The following is an 18,758-nucleotide window of genomic DNA, read 5'->3' as shown; positions in this document are numbered from 1 at the left end:
GAAAGATAGTGTGAAATTTTATAACCGTTTTAAAAGTGAGCACTTACATTTAATGTTTTCAGTGTATCTCACAGGAAACAATAATATATTGACATTAAAAAACAATAAGATAGAAAAAAGAAAAGGAAGGGGGTTTTACGGTGCTTCTCTGATAGCTTAGTGTGACGTTGTCACTATTAATTCCAGAGGCAGGGAAATATGTGGTAGTCTCACCCTACTGAGAACATGGAAGCACAGACTATGCTCGAACATCTCCAACAAATTGTGGTGTTGGCTGCCGTTGCACAAGAGCAGCATTTTACGCGCGCCGCTGAACGACTTGGTATTTCCAAATCACAAGTGAGTAAACAGGTTCGTTACCTCGAGGATCGTTTGGGCGTCCAACTGGTACAGCGTAACACCCGCTCGGTATCGTTGACCGAAGTGGGAACTCGATATGCGGATTATGGTAGCCAGTTAATGGCAACCTTAGATGAAGCCGAAGCCATGGTCGCAGGTTATCGGAATGAGGTAACCGGTAAGCTAAAAATCGGCGTCGCGCAGTCATTCGGTAATACTATAATGACGCGCCATTTTGCCAAATTCCGACAGCTGTACCCTGATCTTAATCTCGACATTAGTTTGTTCGACCATCGACCTAACCTGGTCGAAGAAGGCTATGACTGTTGGGTAGCGATTCATGAGCACCCTCCTGAGGGGATGGTGGCGAGAAAATTAGCAGACTGTCAGTTCAAACTGGTTGCTGCCCCAACCTACCTTGCGAATAACGGCACCCCGCAACAACTTAATGAATTACGTCATCATGACTGTATTACTTATCAAAGCCGTGAACGTCGTTATGACCAATGGCCCTTCACCAAGGCCAGCACGGAACAAGTGGTTCATATCAGCGGCCAATACACAATCAATAATGCCCCAGCGGTGCTCGAAGCAGTCAAAGCGGGATTGGGGATCGCCTATCTCGCGACCTATCTATTAAACGATGAGTTAGACACGGGTGAGCTGGTTGAGGTACTTCCCGACTGGCAGCCTTGTCTCGAACTGCCAATTTATATCGTTTACCCACGGCGTAAGCATCTTGCACCCAAGGTCAGAGAGTTTGTCGATTTCATGCGTGATGAAATTGGCGATCCACCGCCTTGGGATCGCCAATAAAGTGACAAGGTCACTCGGCGTTTTGTTCTCCTACAACGTCGACGACGTCGTCATCTGAAAGAACAGCACCTACTGTCTGTTGGTTGAGGACTGGATTGGCGTACATTTGTTGCAAATATTCACGCGCCGCTTCAGGCGCTTGAGCAATTTTTTGCTCGTAAAGACGGCGTTCGGCTGGTGTGACACTGTCATGTTCTACCCCAGCCGCAATATAGTTGGCCGGATACAGCCGATACAGCTGATGAATTTGGCTATCGATCTTCGCCGCCATGGAGTCAGGCGTATCTTGTGACAGTGTCACTGGCTCACCAAAGGCGACATGAACATGGCGCTTGTTGCCGACGATACCTTTGACGATGGTCTGAATGTCTTCAAACTCACTCTTTTCGTACGCCCCTAATCGCTTAACCGCATCCAATTCCGTCGCTTTGTCCAGATCACAAGGGTCGTTTTGATACGATATTGCTACAGGAACCACGTTTAAGTTGCCCATGTACGTATCAAAATCTTGCTTACGTTTTCGGCCTTCCATAAAGAACATTTTTAAGATCGCAGGATCAGTGATGTCTTCGCCGGTTTTTGCTCGCCCTTCTCGTTGCGCTATCCATATAGACTGCCCTTCATCGAGAGAAAGACGTAAGTAAGCGGATAATTGTGATAGCGATTTCATCATTTCACGGGGGGCTTTAGCAGAGCGCTTAACAATAAAACTTTTATTCAGTTTCATCAGCTCCGTTGCACACGGCTTACGCAACAAGTTATCACCAATGGCGATTCTTACCGTATCTAATCCGCGCTGATGCAAACACCAATTCACTAAGGCGGGATCCATGGCAATATCCCGATGATTCGAGACGAAGAGGTACGCTTGGCTTGGGTCGAGATTTTCAACACCGGAGACCGTGACTTTATCGCAGCTTGTTTTGATCATCTTGCGCATATAGCTGGCAACATGTAGCTGCACATCCTGTACGGTTCTGATGTTATTCCACTTTTTGGTCAGATACAGTTTTAGCGCAGGCTTGAGTAGCCAACCGAGCGGGCCGGATGCGTGTGGATAGCGATAAGACAGAATCGCATTGATAAATTCATCATCTTGAATAAGACGCTGAATCGCACCTGGAACTTCTTCGTCATAATAAGGACGAATCTCTTGATAGGGATCGTTAACTGTCTGCACGTTCTTCCATTATAGCTAATAAAAACCGCGCTATTTTACGCAGCCAAACAAGGATTCAAAGTGAATCCACCGATATTTTCCACAGGTTGGAGGTCAGACCTTATTGCACCAAAAGGGTTCCCTTTCGGGGTGTGTACTTGACCTTAACAGCAAAAGTGCTCACCATTGCCGCCTTGTTACATTGAGACGCCATTATGAAGTACACCAGCGAACATACGTTTTACCAACCATCATCACTGACTTTCACGCCTCGTAAGCGTCGTTACACGGCTAATTTGCTGTTTGTTGAAGACGGCGTCGTATTTGTTCGCTTAGGGAAAGCCGACATCCCTGTGCATAGTGGTCAAGGGTTTTGGCTTCCATTTGAGTGTTTGCATGCCCTGACCATCACGCCAAACACTCGAGTACATCAACTGGCCATATCGCCACGTGTCACGCAGAAGCTGCCTACACAAGTTGGCCATATCGAGGTGTCCCCCCTGCTTGTTGCCAGCCTTTGTGCACTGCTTACGTCAGGATATCAGCCGTCATCATCAGCGCAAGCACGCCGGCTTCAAGCTGTCGCATTAGATCAGGTTTCACTCATGACACCGTCACAAACACTCGACCGACAAACCCAAAGCTTGGCAGATTGTGTGACACGAGCGCAAACAGGTCAACCACCCGCAAACGCTGAACAACACTATCAATTACAAGCACTCACGCAACTGACCATGGAAGATTTACACGAATATTTTATCGTGAGACAACTCCGTGCAGCCCTTAAATCGGGGCAAACATTAACCAAGGCGGCGACAAATATCGGCATCGCGCACGCGCAAGCAGAATCACTGTATGCGCGTTATACCGACACCTTCGAGGCGTGATACACAAGACGAATCAATCTATCATGTGCTAATACGCCCTGAACGCTGAATCGGTTAGCTGTGCCGCGACGTTCGGGGTGGTTAACTCACTAATGGGTAGTCCCTGCTGGAGTCGTTCACGTATGTGGGTACTTCGGACCACCACTTTTTCTGGCATTCCTAATACAGACCAGCGCGCAAGGATCTCGTCACTATTCGCGAATTGACCAAACTTAACCAAGTTGTCTGGTCCAACAACAAAAGTTAACGCGGCCTCTGGATAATCTTGCTGTAACGCACTCAGCAGCATAAATGTTGTGACAGGGTCACCTTCAGCGCCAAGCGATGCCTCGCGTTGACATAGTGTCAGGTTCGAGAGCGCGACATCATCGATAAACGTCCGCACCCACGCACAGCGAGTGTCATAAGGCGCCATCGCTTTCCCCCAAGCATGCTTGTAGCTAGGGACCAGCAATACCTGATCAAAGTGGTTCAGTTGTGCTAATACCGACGCATGGCCTTGCGTCGGCGGATTAAAAGCACTACCAAACACTGCAATTTGCTCTGTCATCGTATTCTCTTAGCCGAACCATTCTGGATGCGGTGGATATCGCGCATAATGATGCCATGAAACCAATCAAAAACCTAACACGTAACCAGCAACGCGAAGGGATTGATTTGGCTATACCCAACGCGCCAGAGATCATGCACAATAATACGCAGCCAAACCTTCATTAAAGTCGCATGCCAGAGTTAAAAAGAGGAACACAACATGGAACACCCGATCCGCGAAGAAATGCGCGTGCAACCCACGATTGACGCAGCACTCGAAGTACGCCGTCGCATTGCGTTTATCAAAGCCATGCTACAACGTTCAGGGACCCGGAGTCTTGTATTAGGCATTAGTGGAGGCGTCGATTCTTCAACATGTGGAAAACTGGCACAATTAGCCGTTGACGAACTTAATCAAGCCGCAGGCACCGAGCAATATCAGTTTATCGCGGTACGCTTACCCTACGGTGAGCAAAAAGATGAGGATGAAGCCCAACTCGCGCTATCATTTATCCAACCAAGTAAAACCGTGACAGTCAATGTAAAACCCGGTGTCGACGGTACACATCAATCGGTACTCGATGCAGTGTCGGAAGTTGGGCTATTGCCAGCAAACGAAGGGCGGATTGATTTTGCCAAAGGCAATGTTAAAGCACGCGCTCGAATGGTTGCACAGTATGAAATTGCCGGTTTAACCCAAGGTTTGGTCCTCGGCACCGATCACTCAGCAGAGAACATCACCGGCTTTTATACCAAATTCGGCGATGGCGCCTGCGATCTTGCCCCTTTATTTGGTCTCAATAAACGCCAAGTGCGTCAACTTGCCGCCCACTTAGAGGCGCCGGATGTGTTAGTTCATAAAGTCCCTACCGCGGATTTGGAAGACTTATCGCCACAAAAAGCCGACGAAGACGCATTACAACTCACGTATGAGCAAATTGATGATTTTCTTGAAGGTAAGCCAGTCGATAATGCGGTGAAAGAGAAGATTATTAAGGTGTACCAGGCAACGCAGCACAAACGACAGCCCGTCCCAACTGTGTATGACTTAGATAACTAACGACTAAGCATTAACCGCGTCGTCGAAAACAGCGGTTAAGAGATCGACGCGTGGAGCTGATGATCAGGATGTCGGTCTGCGTGTTGGCCGGCATCAATCAAGCCATCTAGCTCTTGCCATAAGTTGTCACACAAACCGGGGCGATATACAGCAACGCGAAAGCCGCCGTGTTCGCGTTGATATTGCTCAAACCGTTTTGGGCTGTGTTCACTACTGGCAATGACGTTCGCGAGTCGATCACAGGTTTTTACCACCAAGGCAAGCCAAGCCGCCTCATCCGTGACATCAAGCACAATCAAACGCTGGTTTAACGCGCGTTTTCGCTCTTCGCGATTGGGTCGGCGCGGATCGGTCACCAGCATCACAGCGCGGGCTACCGTGGGGCCGAAAAGCGCAGAGATCTCATCCACACGCGTCGCGGTGTCTTCCAAAATATCGTGCAGTTGCGCCACAATACGTGCTTGTTCACCAAAAGGCGTGGCAATCCGCTCGACATGATCCAGGTGACAACGATAGGGCTGAGCGCCATACCGCTGGAGGGCATGTCTTACCCTCGCCCACTCTCGCGCTTGTTCCAGCCGACTACCCATCCAACACTCCTTTACTGACCTACTTTAAATTAATCAGGGATTGTTGGAATTGTAAATAAAAACACAATATGTTTGCAGTGTGTCTCACTCTTCAGACGAAGAGGCTTGAGCCGCTTGCGCTGCTTGCGAACGTATTTCATTGGCAACCTGCATAATCGCCTCACCGCTGCTCATGCCTTTTGCCATCAGCGCGTGAATGCGCTCTGCCGCTTCTTGTTGTTGCTCGTGGTTTAGCGTAACGCCGTCAAACATTCGGTTACTCTCTTGATGATCAATGATTGGTAAGTGATGATTAAAAAAGGCAGGCCATTTTAGGGCCTGCCCAATCATTTGTCATGCAGTAACTGATTTAAAACGTAAAGGCCAGCTGAGCGGAACCACCATAGCTGTTGCTATCGATGATACTCGCGGCGATATCAAGATTGGCGACACCAAAGGGGGATAAACCAAGACCGAGGGTAAAGGCATTATCGACATTGTCTTCTAGATCCGCACGATAGCCGGTGCGTAGTTGCGCATGGCCAAAGGCGTCAAACTCTGCCCCGACTCGGAAAAACTGGGTGTCATCATCCACATTAAGCGTACCTTTAAAGCCGCTTTTCTTGTTGAGATCTAAATCGGCAGCAACGGTCACAAAGTCAGACACAAACGCCGAGCCCAGGGTAAATTGCGGCTCAAGCTCATAAGTGAAACGGTTGTTATTGATGGTTACGGTATCGACATCTTGGCTAACTAAATTCTTGCCGGCAAGGCCAACCCGGTAAGGGCCCGATTGCCACACGGCGCCCAAATCAAGATTGAAAGCATTTTCTTCTTCGCGGTAGCGGCTATCATCCCAGTCGTCGGTATCATAAGCATCAACCGAGACGCCATAGTTATAGGTAGTGATCCGTTGCAGTTTAGGCGTTACCCCCACCGCGACGCGCTGGCCGGCAATATCAAGGTTGGTTGCCAGTGCGACCCCTAACTCACCAACCCCAGCGGCAAGAATGGTTGCTGAGGATTCTGGTGTAAAGTTACCAGTTGATTGATTAAAGTCATCGGAATCGATATCTGTTAAGACTGCTCCCTCAATTAACCCAGATGTATAGAGTGTCGCCGAGATAGAGCCTGTGGGAATCCCCACCGCAGCACCAACACCCGCATTGACGTAGGCTTTATCGCCTTGCACCGCTCTCAGTGAAGATTCAATTTTTGTTGCATCTTGTTGGTCAAACGCATCGGCGACATCATCGAGGCCGTCAATAAGCTCATCGGGATCTCGCGCTTCGGCACCAATATACGGGATAAGCACCCCAAACGCGCTATCGGGATCAAGTGCAGCCAAAGCTGGGTTATGAAAGCCTGCGGAAAGATAATCCCCCGATGCCACGCCTACCCCACCCATGGCATTGGCACGGGCATCGGTTGGGTTAGTCGCCGCCAACGCACTGGTTGAGCATGCGGCCAGTGCCACCACAAGCGCTTTTGTTTTAAAGGTCATTGCGTTACCCCTATGTTTTGATTTGCTATTTAAAAGGCAAGCATAGAGGTAAAAGTGAAAAATTGGACCGAACTCACTAAAAAGGTGTGAACTTTATCAAATTGACCATAACGCAAATGTCTATTTATTCGTCACTTTGTTTGTCCGAGCGGCTCGGCGCTATCCTATTTAAAGCGTCAGGATCCAAATCCGGTAAATCAATCGCCCGGCCGATACGCTGAACTTCTTCAATTGACAGCGCGCCCTGCCAGCGCCGTTCAATCAGGGCAACACTAAACCAGTATTGACCATTAGGCACATCTAACATTGGCAGCTGAGTAGGAAGCCGCTTATGCTTTTCAGCAGACCAGATCGGGGCACCATCCGGTTGATTGTGCGGATACAGGTTAAGGCTCAGAAAGGGCCGTTGACAGGTTGAGTTAAAATCATCAAAAGGGGCAATGTGCCAGCTTCGGGTATCTTTCCAGCTCAATGTTTGACGTGGCTGAGGCTGGGTCAGAAGCAACCAACTCGACCACGTATGGCCTGATACTGACTCTGCTGTGAGTTGATAAAGACCTTGGGAAATAGGATCGGAAAGGCCATCTTTGATCAAACGCCAACCGTGTTGCTGCGCCGGAGAGAACTCACCATGCATCACCGTTTTATCCGGCCATTTTTTTAACGTGAGTGCATTCACCCCCGTTTGCGACTCCCCTGACACTTGGAGCCGATAATACACCCGACTCGTGGTTTGGACCGTTTCGCGACGCACAGATATATTGCTCAACCAATCAGGCAATGTCTTTTGGCTTAAACTGCGCCCACAGTCCTCCGTGATCGCGAGCGCAAGCAGCTGAGCGAGATGATCCTGCTTGGCAGCAGAAAGATTGGGTTGCTGCCAGGCTTCAATCATGGCCTCTACACTGGCTGCGGTTTTTCCATTTAATAGGCGCTGATGGGCACTGGTTAACGCGTCATTGCCGTTAAACCACGCGGCCTGCGCGCCACCAGCACCCAGCATAGTTGCTAATAGTCCAAAGAGAGCGCGCGTTTTCATCATGCCTTCATGCGATAGCCGACGCCACGTAGCGTCTCGATATTCACCGAGGGCAGCTTCTGGCGTAGTTGTAATATATGGGTGTCAACCGTACGCGTGGTAGGATAATGGTTATACCCCCACACTTGATCGAGCAATTCATCACGCGTAAATACACGCCCTGCGTTTTTGGCGAGGAAATGCAACAAGTCAAACTCAGTGCGTGTCAATGTCATCTCTTGGTCACCACAAAAGACTGCACGACTCGCGGTATCGATTCTCACCTCATTGATCACGAGATCGTCACTCGATATTTCCGCTTCTCCGACAGGGTGACGAAGATGGACACGCACGCGCGCGAGCAGCTCTGCTTCGGCAAAGGGTTTAGTGATATAATCGGTAGCGCCCGAGTCTAACCCGCCAACGCGATCACGCACGGACACCATGGCTGTCAACAAGATCACTGGCACGGTTTTGAGTTTATTCCAATCCGCGAGCCATTCGATTGAGTCGCCTTCAGGCAGTTGGCGGTCCAAGATGACAAGATCCGCATCACGCCATAACTCAGCAACTTTCGTCGCACTATCAGCATATAAACACTGGTAGCCCGCTTGCTCCAAACTTGCCAATAAGCCGTCTGCTAGATTGGCATCATCTTCAACCAGAAGTAACGTCGGTTGCGTCACAATGAATCTCCAAAGTAAATGTGGTGGGTGGACCAGAAAGGATTAACTTGCCCCCCATTCTCTCAATCATCGATTCTACGATCGTCAGCCCGAGCCCAAGACCGCTTTGGCTGACAAAGGGTTTACGTATGTGCTTCCAATCCTTGGCGGTCAGATCGCCTTGGTCGCATATTGCAATGGTGAAACGATCCGCTGATACCTTTGCATGCACTTCAACCGGGGCGACACCATATTTGACCGCATTGGCAATCAAATTGTTCAATGATGTCGTCAACCAATAGACATTGGCCCGCACCGCGCCATCTTGACTCACCTGAAGCGTCACTTGATGTTCTTCACAAATGTATCCTAACCATTCTTCGATAGACGGAATCGTTTCTTTGCCCAATGGCTTTTGATTCGACTGCAAGTAATCCTTACTCGCTTCCGCCAGCTGTTTTAGACGCCTTGAATCTTCACACAAACGACGAAACTCATCATAAAAGGGCTCTGGTAACGTATCGAATTTACGCCGAAACCCCTCAACCGTCATCGACAAGCTGGCAATGGGGGTACGTAACTCGTGCGTCAATATTTGTAATACCAGCATACGCTCTTGCATCAACCGACGCTGTACCGTCCATCGGTTAAATCCCCAACCACCGAGGGCAACCAGGTTGATGATAATCAGCGCGCCGACAAGATAAGGCCAATAGCTAGGCGCTTTTTCTTCATTCCAACAAATGTTCCCCACACGGGCCAAACAAAAATCTTGCTCCCCCCGAGGCCTAAGGTGTAAATCAAATTCAGCAACAAGAGGTTGCCATTGCTGCGCGGCATACAAATGGTAATAGCTGCCCACACGGATCCACATTTCATTTTGACTGACCAAGGTTTTAGCGCCGCTATTCAATGCCTCGACGGCTGATGAATCCATTCTTTGCAGTCGACCGAGTAAACTGTCAGGTTCGGCTTTGGGTCGCTCTTGGATATGAAAAAAGCGCACAAGCTCGCTGCGTCGCGCTGGATATTTCTCCGCGTATTTGGCCGCATAGCTCCCGCCACCTGGATGAATAAACCCAGAGCGAGAAAACCAAGCAACCGGAAGCTGGGTGTTATTACACATGGCACGAGTAAACACCAAAGGCTCTGTCACTTGCGGATTCACTGGCCAAGGTCCTTGACACTTTTGCGCAGCCTGATACAAGCGGCGAATATCTTTTAACGGGTAGCGCGCCGTCTGTGGCAATAGGCTCTCTGGACTGAGCAACACACGTGGAAAAGCACGGTTAATACCGATGAGGTTATAACGAGCAACAGGATCCGCCAACAGTAACTGAGCACGGAACGCAGTCATTTGCTCTGAAAATGTACTCGCCGCCATCGCTGGCCAAGCTGTCAACGTAAAAATAATTAGCAGCAGAATTCGCATAGTGACAGCTTACCACCAAACCTATAAATAATGTCAGTGCATTGTAAGTTCAGACTGTCAGGATGCAAGATAGCTATTACGCAAGATGGCCTTTTAAGCAAGATAGCTATTAGGCAAGATAGCTTTTACTCACATCCAGCGCCGGCGATCGTGCACAAAAAAAGAGCCAGCTGAATCACTGGCTCTTTTGAAGGACGAGCTCTTTAAAATAATAGCGTCCCAGAGTTCAACTATAGTGCCTTTGAATTTAACTATAGCGCTTTAGAAATAGCCTCGACACTTTGTTTCGCATCGCCAAAGAGCATGGTGCTGTTGTCTTTAAAGAACAATGGGTTTTGCACCCCAGCATAGCCGGTATTCATTGAGCGTTTAAAGACCACTACATTTTTAGCATTCCAGACTTCAAGTACGGGCATCCCCGCAATGGGACTAGACGGGTCATCCATTGCGGCGGGGTTAACCGTATCGTTGGCTCCGATCACCAGTACCGTATCCGTATCTGGGAAATCATCATTAATTTCATCCATCTCTAATACGATGTCATAGGGGACTTTCGCTTCTGCGAGCAACACATTCATATGCCCAGGCAAACGCCCTGCAACGGGGTGAATCGCGAATCGCACGTCAATGCCCATATTACGCAGTTTTTCTGTTACTTCGTAAACAGGATATTGCGCTTGCGCAACGGCCATACCATAGCCGGGTGCGATCACAACACTGTTGGAGTCTTTTAGCATTTCTGCGACTTCTTCAGCGGTACTCTCGCGGTATTCACCGACCTCTTCATCACCCGATGACGCGGTGCCATCTGAACCAAAGCCACCAGCAATCACACTAATGAATGAGCGGTTCATGGCCTTACACATGATGTAAGACAAAATGGCACCCGATGAGCCAACCAATGCCCCCGTGACGATCAGTAGATCGTTCGCCAGCATAAAGCCTGCCGCTGCCGCTGCCCAACCGGAATACGAGTTCAGCATAGACACCACAACCGGCATGTCTGCGCCGCCAATCGAGGCAACAAGGTGATAACCAAAGGCCAGCGCGATGAGCGTCACTACAATGAGTGCGAACGTGGAGCCTTCGGCATTGACGAAGTTAATCAACAGTAAAAAGGAAACCACGACGGCGGCAAGGTTAAGCTTATGACGATGCGGTAACGCCAGCGCTTTCGACGAGATCACGCCACGCAATTTACCAAAGGCGACAATCGACCCGGTGAAAGTCACTGCACCAATAAACACGCCTAAGAAGATCTCAACTAAATGAATATTAAGCATCGCACCAGTCAGCGGTGGATGATCAATATAGGTGTTAAAACCGACTAATACCGCCGCCAGGCCGACAAAACTGTGCAGCATCGCCACCAGCTCCGGCATTTCGGTCATCTCAACCCGTTTGGCGTAGTAAATACCAATCGCGCCACCAATGATCATCGCGAGTATAATCCAACCAACGCCTTGAACATCGGGACCCCAAATCGTCGCCACCAGCGCGATGGCCATCCCGGTAATCCCGTAGTAGTTACCGGCACGCGCAGACTCTTGCTTTGAGAGCCCAGCCAAACTCAGAATGAAACAGAGTGCGGCAACAATATACGCAGCTTGTACCAATCCTTCAGACATTCTTTCTCCTTACCCTTTACGGAACATTTCAAGCATGCGCTTTGTAACAGTAAAGCCGCCAAAAATATTGATACTGGCGATCAACACGGCAATGAAGGAGAGGAAGGTAACAAAACCGATCCCTTGTCCTACTTGCAATAGCGCCCCGACGATAATGATGCCTGAAATCGCATTGGTGACGGACATCAGTGGCGTATGTAGCGCATGGGTTACATTCCAGACCACGTAGTAGCCCACAACACAGGCAAGCACAAACACGGTCAAATGAGAAAGGAACTCACTTGGGGCGTAGTTGGCTACCCAGCCAAACGCCCCCAACCCGGCGGCCATTAAGCCATACTTGGTTGCCCGTGACGTTTTTTTCGCCTCTGCTTTCGGTGCAGGTTCGGGTTTAGGTTCCGCTTTCGGTTGTGCCGACACTTGAATCGGCGGTGCAGGCCACGTCACTTCGCCTTCTTTAATAACGGTGACGCCACGTACGACTACATCGTCAAAATCAATGGTGATATTGCCGTCTTTTTCTTTGCAAAGCAGTTTGGTGAGGTTAACCAAGTTAGTGGCATACAGTTGTGATGACTGAGTCGGCAAGCGCCCTACCATATCGGTGTAGCCAATCACTTTGACCCCATTTGGCGTGGTGATGACTTGGTCTTTTTCGGTGTACTCACAGTTGCCACCATTGGCGGCTGCCAAATCAACAATCACACTCCCGGATTTCATGCTGTCTACCATCTCTTTAGTAATCAGCGTTGGCGCAGGTTTACCAGGGATCAGCGCCGTGGTGACGATAATATCGACATCTTCTGCTTGTTGCGCATAGAGCTTTTGCGCAGCCTGATTGAATTCATCCGACATCTCTTTGGCATAGCCATCACTGCTGCCTGCACTGTCTTGTTTGAAATCCACTTCAAGAAAGTCAGCGCCCATGCTTTCAACTTGTTCTTTCACCTCTGGGCGAACATCAAAGGCACGAACAATGGCACCTAGGCTCCCGGCAGCACCAATCGCAGCCAGACCTGCCACCCCTGCACCGGCAACAAATACCTTGGCAGGCGGTACTTTACCGGCCGCGGTGATTTGCCCGGTAAAGAAACGGCCAAATTCGTGGGCCGCTTCGACAATAGCGCGATAGCCCGCAATGTTTGCCATCGAGCTCAGCGCGTCTAAAGATTGTGCTCGAGAAATCCGCGGCACGGCATCCATCGCCATCACATTAACATTGCGCGCCGATAATCGCTCAAGTAGCTTTTCGTTTTGGGCAGGCCAGATAAAGCTGACAAGCGTGGTGCCTGCTTGTAGTCGTTCCACTTCATCTTGACCGGTTTGTTCAATCACACCCGGTGCGTTGACTTTAAATATGACCTCAGACTGCCAAACGGCATCCGTATCAACAATGGTCGCCCCGGCAAGTTCGTACGCAGTATCTTCGAAGCTTGCTTTTTCGCCCGCTCCCTTTTCTACCACTACGTCAAAACCGAGTTTGATAAGCTGTTCCACCGACTTTGGCGTCGCAGCTACCCTCGTTTCATTAACGAGCCTCTCTTTTGGAACACCAATCTGCATAGCTATTCCCTGAATGTTGGCTTATAAAAAATTTTTTAATCGTCACAGGTGAGTACCACCTGAGAGACATTCACTGACTAAATTCGTATTGAAAACGGCTTTACCCATTGTTCACTCAGTTGCGGGGGTCAGTAATTTGTGCTTAGCAACGCAACAGCCTTAACTTAACGAGTTTATTCCTTAATCACCACAGGGCGAGGATCGCCATTAGGGTATAAATGTGATCCAATCGACACTTTATCTGTTTTTATTGTTCATAGTTATGCATTAATTTTGGTATCACTCAGCATCGCCTAACCGCCACGCGCAAAAATCTTGTCGCCATTCTGGTCAATCATCATTTTGGCCTTTGTGATCATCAAGCTATTTGCATCGTCTTGATTTCCCAATAGATCAGAACGGATAAAGTGATGGGTCATCACCTGTTCATCGATTTCTTTGCAAATACGCCCGCATACACGGTACTGGCCGCTTTCTGCGGTCGCTTCGGGGTAAATCAAATAGCCTTTGTAATCTGTTGGGGTCACAGTCGCTTTAGCTTGTTTCGATTGACCACCAGAAAAAAGTGCGGAAAACCATCCCATCTTTCTTTACTCCTTTTTATCTTTCGGCTCGGACAAATCAGGCAATATATGATTGGTTAATGCCAAGGGTGATTAAACCACAAATAAAAAAACGCCACATCTCGATGATGTGGCGTTTCGCGTTCTGTCTACGTTTTTGTCGTCTTATCGGTTTATGCCGATATCACGCTGCAAATGCGCCGGTAAACGGCTTGCATCATAAGCAGGTGCTTGCGTGCTGCGGGTAAACAACACATCCATGGCATGAGCGATCAGTCCTTTGATAGTTACCGCGTAAGATCGACGTGAACGTGTCATATTAACCGTTGCAGTCGTCATACGATCCTCGCTTTATTTTCTGAATCACTCGGCGCGTAGTATAGGCGGCTAACCCACAATGATAAATTGATGAAAATTAAAGCATAGGATTAGTTTTTATAATCCGAAAAGCAAGCAATCGCTAATCAGAAAATCATGTTAACTTACGGTTAAAAAAGCGCCTATTTGCTTTTACGTTCCCCTGAGCTGTCATTATATTTATTTTGTTTGAAAGCCGTCTCCACACCCATGCGATACCTTGTCACTTGCACATGGCCGTGTCTTACTTATTAAAAATGGCGATTTATCGCTCGATTATCGATTAAAACCTGATAACATCAATGTTACACATGTCACTAAGGTGTTGACCATGCTTGCGTTTCTAGCCCGACACTCTGCGATCTTTCTTTTTATTGCTGCGCTGATTGGCTTTGCATTTCCAGCGGTATCGCTAGCGTTGTTTCCTTTTCTTCCCTATGTTTTGTTTGCGCTGATGCTATTTACACTGCTTGGCATCCACCAAGGTTTACTGGTAAAAGCACTGGGCCAGTGGCAAGTGTGGGTATATGCATTTATTCATGCGGTGGTATTAACGCTGATAACCTGTTCGATCGCTTGGTTATTGGGTGCATCGACAGGGTTATTACTCGCGATTAGTGGGGTCTGCGCAACCGGCTCCTTGTTTGCCACACCCGCCATTATCCGTTCGTTAGGCATGGACGCGCTGATCGCCATGGCCTACACCATCGCCTCAACGTTGCTGATGCCAGTTGTCTTATTCGTCAATTTAACAATATTCAGTGGTGATGCTTTTTCACTGGATTTACAAAGCTACGTGATTCGATTAGTGGTATTTATTTTCGGGCCCATGGCGTTCGCCGCGATTTTTCACGCGCTGGTCAAGCCCGAAAAACTCAAACGCATTCACGGCAAGCTCGCACAGTTTACTATTGTGCTGGTGTTTAGCTTTCCTTTGGGGCTGGTGGGGCCATTTGGAGAAACCTGGCAAAACGATCAAGCGTATGCCCTAGAACTGTTAGCAATTTCAGTCGCAATTTGCATGCTTTTTTTTACCATTGCCTTCGGTTTATACCGACGACAAGGACAAGCAGCCAGTATGATCGCCGCGGTGGCCGCCGTAAATCGCAATGTATTACTGACTTATACCGTTGCCGGCGTCGCACTTGGCCCGGTATTTTTACCCTTAATCGGTGCCATTCAGTTACCCATTTACCTACAGCCTCTTTTGGTTCGCTGGGCCATACGTCACGCGCATCGCGCTGACACGCAGGTACCCTAGCGCGGCTCGTTTATACAACCGGTACAAAATAAACCAAAGATGCCCAAGCTATCAGCCAAAAGCTAATCAACCCCACATCAAACCAATCACGTTTTTCCATCATCTTCACCTTTCGATAGTATGGCTACATTCAGAGCACCTATTACGGTTATCGACAATAACGATCCAAACTTAATCTAACGGCAATGTTATGCCGAACGTGCAACCTATCGATGAATAAGCAAAGGATGGGCCAAGTTATTGACCCCAACAGGTTTGAGTCTGATCGGGTGTACTCAAATAACACACTAAAGGCTGGCTCGGGAGCGTGAGTGCGTTTTGCTGCCGTGCATACCGAATAAAACACTCCGCCATTGATAAACCAATTGAGCGACGACGGCCTGTCTGCAGTGCGTCATAGCCCTCTTTACCTTGTGCCGTATAAGATGAGGACACACCGGTATATCGGTGCGCATCGTCCATCGCCACCCAATGCTCACCCCGTTTGATTTCTAATTGGGTGATGCGCTGCCCCATCGGGCGCCACGCTTCATAACGATAACGGATAGCGGCACAATACGGGAAACTGCCGGTCCCAAGACCAGCAACGCCATTGTTGGTCGCGTTGTTGATTGCCCCTTCTAACGCGCTGCGGATTTGTTCGCCTGTCACTCGATACGCGATCACGTCGATCGCAAACGGCAGCAGTGTACCGGCAATTAATGCAGCAGAAAGCGGGCCAGCGTTCAATCCAACTCGAACTCCTCCCGCATTATGTATCGCAAACTCCGCATCAATCCCTTGCTCACGCGCCGCCCAAAGAAAACTCTCGGTGACCAAAGGGGCCACGTCGCTACTACCTTCGCCGTCAGGGACGCGAACATGGCGTAAACGCTCGGGCACATGCGTGACAATATCACGCTCTAATTGTGCCACTTGTGGACGATATGTCTGTTGCAAGTGGCGTTTTAGATCTAAATCACTCGGCAAAATGAGTACATTCGACTGACTATTCAGATAGTCGCGCGCCGCTTGATAAGAGGTGTCGGTTAATTGCTGCTCGCGCGACGCATCCATCGCCAAACTGCGTCCAAGCAGCACGTAATTTTGACCATTAAAGGCTGTTGGCCGACCTTTTTCATCGATGGATAACGTAAAACGGCCAATAGATTGCGCATGGCACCCGGCTTGCACAATCCAAGTATCATTAACTTGATACCCGTATGGATCTTGGGCCTCGAGACCAATATTTTGAAAATCGCCTTGTAAGACATGTGTGTGCCCTCCCACAATCACATCAATGCCTTTGACTGCTGCTGCGAGTGCCTTGTCTTTGTCATAACCAAGATGGCTTAACAAAATAATGGTGTTGACCCCTTGAGCACGCAAATACGCCACCGTATTTCTAGCTATCTGGGTGGCAGGCAAAAACGGCGTATCGTGATCGGGATGTGCCAGTGCCGCCATTTTCTCAACCGCCAAGCTAAACAGACCAACCTGATGGCCCGCGTAGGTTTTGATCAGGGTGCTCGCACGTGCGTGCTCTGGCAGGTATGGCATCAAGCTAGGCTTATCGCTTACCCGTTTTTGCTTGTCTTTTGCTTCATCATCCACATGCCAATTACCGGCAAGTAAAGGAAACTTAATATCATCGAGAAAATCGGCAACGGGCCCATTGCCTTGATCCAGTTCATGATTACCGATGGCCATCGCGTCGATCCCAAGGCGATTAAGCATGTCGGCATTTGCTTTTCCTTTAAACAAGGAATAATACAGCGAGCCCTGGAAGCAATCACCGGCGTGCAGAAACAGAAAGCCGTGCTGATTTTGTTCAGCCTGATGACGAAAGTGCTTCACCGCCGATGCAATGCGTGCGAATCCACCGCAATTGGCATATACCCGTGTGTCTTCGCTATCTAAGCTGAGCGAGACAGGCGTAGACTCAAAGTGTGAGTGCGTATCGTTAATATGCGCGATGGTTAATGAGAATGGTTGTCGTGCTGTCATAATAATCCGTGCCACAACACAAAAGAAGATGATACAAGCTTAACATTGACATATACAAGAAAGGTTAAGTTTTTGATAGATTACTACCTAATCCACAACAGGGAAGCGTGACGATATGCAAGTGAACAAGACCAAAGTGGCTTTTATTGGCCTCGGCGTGATGGGATTTTCGATGGCCGGCCACCTGCAACGTAACGGCTACCCAACCCGGGTTTACAACCGAACCCCCGGCAAGGCCGAAAGCTGGTGTACAACCTATCAAGGACAGAGTGGATGTACCCCTGCTGAGGCAGTCACTGACGCTGACATTGTCTTTATGTGCGTAGGTAACGATGATGACGTACGCAGTGTGGTCTATGGCGACATTGGTGTGCTGGCCAATATGAAAAAAGGCAGTACCTTGGTGGATCACACTACCACCTCTGCAGAGCTGGCGACTGAACTTGCCGACGTGTGTAACCGACAAGGTATTCACTTTTTGGATGCGCCTGTCTCCGGAGGTCAAGCGGGCGCCGAAAACGGCAAACTTACTATTATGGCGGGTGGCGATCCTGCTGTATTTCGTCATGCTGAACCTGTGATGACTGTTTACGCCAGTGCGATTGAGCATATTGGGCCAAATGGTAGCGGCCAGCGCTGTAAAATGGCCAACCAAATATGTATTGCCGGCGTCTTACAAGGCTTATCCGAGGCACTCACCTTCGCGCAATCCGCTGATCTCGATATCGAAAAAATGATCAATGCCATTAAGCACGGTGCCGCGGGCTCCTGGCAAATGGACAATCGCGCATCGACCATGGCACAGGATCAGTTTGATTTTGGTTTTGCGATTGATTGGATGCGTAAAGATCTTGGCTTTTGTTTAGAAGAAGCCGCCAAATTAGGCGTGAACCTTCCCTTAACCGAGCAAGTGGATCAACAGTACAGGCAGCTGCAACAACGCGGATACGGTCGAAGTGATACCTCAGTCCTGATCAAGCAGTTTGATACAGATACCAAACCATCTTCATCAACCTAACCTAAAAATACGGCCATCCTCGGCACTTGAGGCCGAGGAAAGGCTAAACAAGGTGTATACTAAAGTTAACCAATAAGGAGGGGTGTAATGACAGCTATCTATGTAATCTGCGCCATCGCCATGATCATTGGCCTGTTCACCTTATACGCACCCTCTATTGAAAAATGGTGTGATAAGCAGTTGAGCCCGAGCAAGAAAGATAAGTAGTTATTATTTAGTAGCACACCCCAGCTTTTCTCATCGATACCGTTAAGTGGTATGATGCGCGCCATTGTCGCGCCACTGACTTGTATGACGTTGGCGCATTCGCATCAGCAAGGTTGTACAAACATGGTTAACAACAAGATCCAGTGGTTCTCGAACCAAGTATATTAAAACCCTATAACTTGCCAAAAAAGCAAC

18 protein-coding genes are annotated in these 18,758 nt (G+C 48.9%); 5 read left to right on the top strand and 13 right to left on the bottom strand.

Features of this window, described 5'->3' with window-relative positions; genetic code table 11:
* Nucleotides 1-240 precede the first annotated feature (240 nt).
* Nucleotides 241-1,155 (top strand): LysR family transcriptional regulator, encoded by a 915-nt coding sequence (locus BZG75_RS10965; protein WP_077460762.1) that lies wholly within the window; start codon nt 241-243, stop codon nt 1,153-1,155.
* A 10-nt stretch (nt 1,156-1,165) separates the two neighbouring features.
* Here BZG75_RS10965 and BZG75_RS10960 read toward each other — a convergent pair whose 3' ends face one another.
* The gene (locus tag BZG75_RS10960; RefSeq protein WP_021023839.1) at nt 1,166-2,335 is read right to left on the bottom strand and encodes a 1-acyl-sn-glycerol-3-phosphate acyltransferase; all 1,170 of its coding nucleotides are present in this window, start codon (nt 2,333-2,335) and stop codon (nt 1,166-1,168) included.
* A 194-nt stretch (nt 2,336-2,529) separates the two neighbouring features.
* Between BZG75_RS10960 and BZG75_RS10955 the strand changes: the two genes are divergently transcribed.
* Complete coding sequence (locus BZG75_RS10955; RefSeq protein ID WP_077576975.1) at nt 2,530-3,201, top strand: hypothetical protein; 672 nt, start codon at nt 2,530-2,532, stop codon at nt 3,199-3,201.
* Nucleotides 3,202-3,229: 28 nt separating this feature from the next.
* Here the strand turns inward: BZG75_RS10955 and BZG75_RS10950 are convergent, their stop codons facing one another.
* Nucleotides 3,230-3,751 (bottom strand): nicotinate-nicotinamide nucleotide adenylyltransferase, encoded by a 522-nt coding sequence (locus BZG75_RS10950; protein WP_021023841.1) that lies wholly within the window; start codon nt 3,749-3,751, stop codon nt 3,230-3,232.
* A gap of 201 nt (nt 3,752-3,952) precedes the next feature.
* Here BZG75_RS10950 and nadE point away from each other — a divergent pair, with 201 nt between their 5' ends.
* Nucleotides 3,953-4,792, top strand: a complete 840-nt coding sequence (gene nadE, locus BZG75_RS10945) for an ammonia-dependent NAD(+) synthetase (RefSeq protein WP_077576974.1) — start codon at nt 3,953-3,955, stop codon at nt 4,790-4,792.
* A gap of 35 nt (nt 4,793-4,827) precedes the next feature.
* On the opposite strand, the gene BZG75_RS10940 is transcribed toward nadE, so the two are convergent.
* From BZG75_RS10940 to BZG75_RS15420, 10 genes are all read right to left on the bottom strand, one after another.
* Nucleotides 4,828-5,382 (bottom strand): HD domain-containing protein, encoded by a 555-nt coding sequence (locus tag BZG75_RS10940; RefSeq protein ID WP_021023844.1) that lies wholly within the window; start codon nt 5,380-5,382, stop codon nt 4,828-4,830.
* Between the two features lie 84 nt (nt 5,383-5,466).
* Nucleotides 5,467-5,634: a YoaH family protein gene (locus BZG75_RS10935; RefSeq protein ID WP_077460953.1), complete on the bottom strand. Its 168-nt coding sequence runs from the start codon at nt 5,632-5,634 to the stop codon at nt 5,467-5,469.
* Nucleotides 5,635-5,731: 97 nt separating this feature from the next.
* Complete coding sequence (traF, locus tag BZG75_RS10930; RefSeq protein WP_077576972.1) at nt 5,732-6,865, bottom strand: conjugal transfer protein TraF; 1,134 nt, start codon at nt 6,863-6,865, stop codon at nt 5,732-5,734.
* Nucleotides 6,866-6,989: 124 nt separating this feature from the next.
* Nucleotides 6,990-7,904, bottom strand: coding sequence for a DUF2861 family protein (locus BZG75_RS10925; RefSeq protein WP_241833887.1), 915 nt, complete (start codon nt 7,902-7,904; stop codon nt 6,990-6,992).
* Nucleotides 7,904-8,569: a response regulator transcription factor gene (locus BZG75_RS10920; RefSeq protein WP_077460768.1), complete on the bottom strand. Its 666-nt coding sequence runs from the start codon at nt 8,567-8,569 to the stop codon at nt 7,904-7,906. Before BZG75_RS10920 ends, BZG75_RS10925 begins: the two co-directional genes overlap by 1 nt.
* Nucleotides 8,541-9,980: an ATP-binding protein gene (locus tag BZG75_RS10915; protein ID WP_077460769.1), complete on the bottom strand. Its 1,440-nt coding sequence runs from the start codon at nt 9,978-9,980 to the stop codon at nt 8,541-8,543. The genes BZG75_RS10920 and BZG75_RS10915 overlap by 29 nt, the downstream gene beginning before the upstream one ends.
* Nucleotides 9,981-10,231: 251 nt before the next feature.
* Entirely contained in the window at nt 10,232-11,608 is a 1,377-nt protein-coding gene (pntB, locus tag BZG75_RS10910) for a Re/Si-specific NAD(P)(+) transhydrogenase subunit beta (RefSeq protein WP_021023849.1), read from the bottom strand.
* Nucleotides 11,609-11,617: 9 nt separating this feature from the next.
* Complete coding sequence (locus BZG75_RS10905) at nt 11,618-13,171, bottom strand: Re/Si-specific NAD(P)(+) transhydrogenase subunit alpha (RefSeq protein WP_077576969.1); 1,554 nt, start codon at nt 13,169-13,171, stop codon at nt 11,618-11,620.
* 293 nt (nt 13,172-13,464) lie between these two features.
* A complete protein-coding gene (locus BZG75_RS10900; RefSeq protein WP_021023851.1) occupies nt 13,465-13,755 on the bottom strand; it encodes an HlyU family transcriptional regulator in 291 nt (96 codons plus the stop codon).
* A 144-nt stretch (nt 13,756-13,899) separates the two neighbouring features.
* Nucleotides 13,900-14,073 (bottom strand): hypothetical protein, encoded by a 174-nt coding sequence (locus tag BZG75_RS15420; RefSeq protein WP_021023852.1) that lies wholly within the window; start codon nt 14,071-14,073, stop codon nt 13,900-13,902.
* 349 nt (nt 14,074-14,422) lie between these two features.
* Here BZG75_RS15420 and BZG75_RS10895 point away from each other — a divergent pair, with 349 nt between their 5' ends.
* Nucleotides 14,423-15,352 (top strand): hypothetical protein, encoded by a 930-nt coding sequence (locus tag BZG75_RS10895; RefSeq protein WP_198532933.1) that lies wholly within the window; start codon nt 14,423-14,425, stop codon nt 15,350-15,352.
* Between the two features lie 237 nt (nt 15,353-15,589).
* Here the strand turns inward: BZG75_RS10895 and BZG75_RS10890 are convergent, their stop codons facing one another.
* On the bottom strand, nt 15,590-17,338 hold the full coding sequence (locus BZG75_RS10890) for a bifunctional metallophosphatase/5'-nucleotidase (protein WP_077576968.1): 1,749 nt from the start codon (nt 17,336-17,338) through the stop codon (nt 15,590-15,592).
* Between the two features lie 121 nt (nt 17,339-17,459).
* Between BZG75_RS10890 and BZG75_RS10885 the strand changes: the two genes are divergently transcribed.
* On the top strand, nt 17,460-18,356 hold the full coding sequence (locus tag BZG75_RS10885) for an NAD(P)-dependent oxidoreductase (RefSeq protein ID WP_025744797.1): 897 nt from the start codon (nt 17,460-17,462) through the stop codon (nt 18,354-18,356).
* Nucleotides 18,357-18,758 lie beyond the last annotated feature (402 nt).

It is taken from the genome of Salinivibrio sp. AR640 (assembly GCF_001995405.1).
GTDB lineage: Bacteria > Pseudomonadota > Gammaproteobacteria > Enterobacterales > Vibrionaceae > Salinivibrio > Salinivibrio costicola.
The sequence above is the reverse complement of the archived record's forward strand: the minus strand, read 5'-3'. Positions and strand labels throughout refer to the sequence as shown.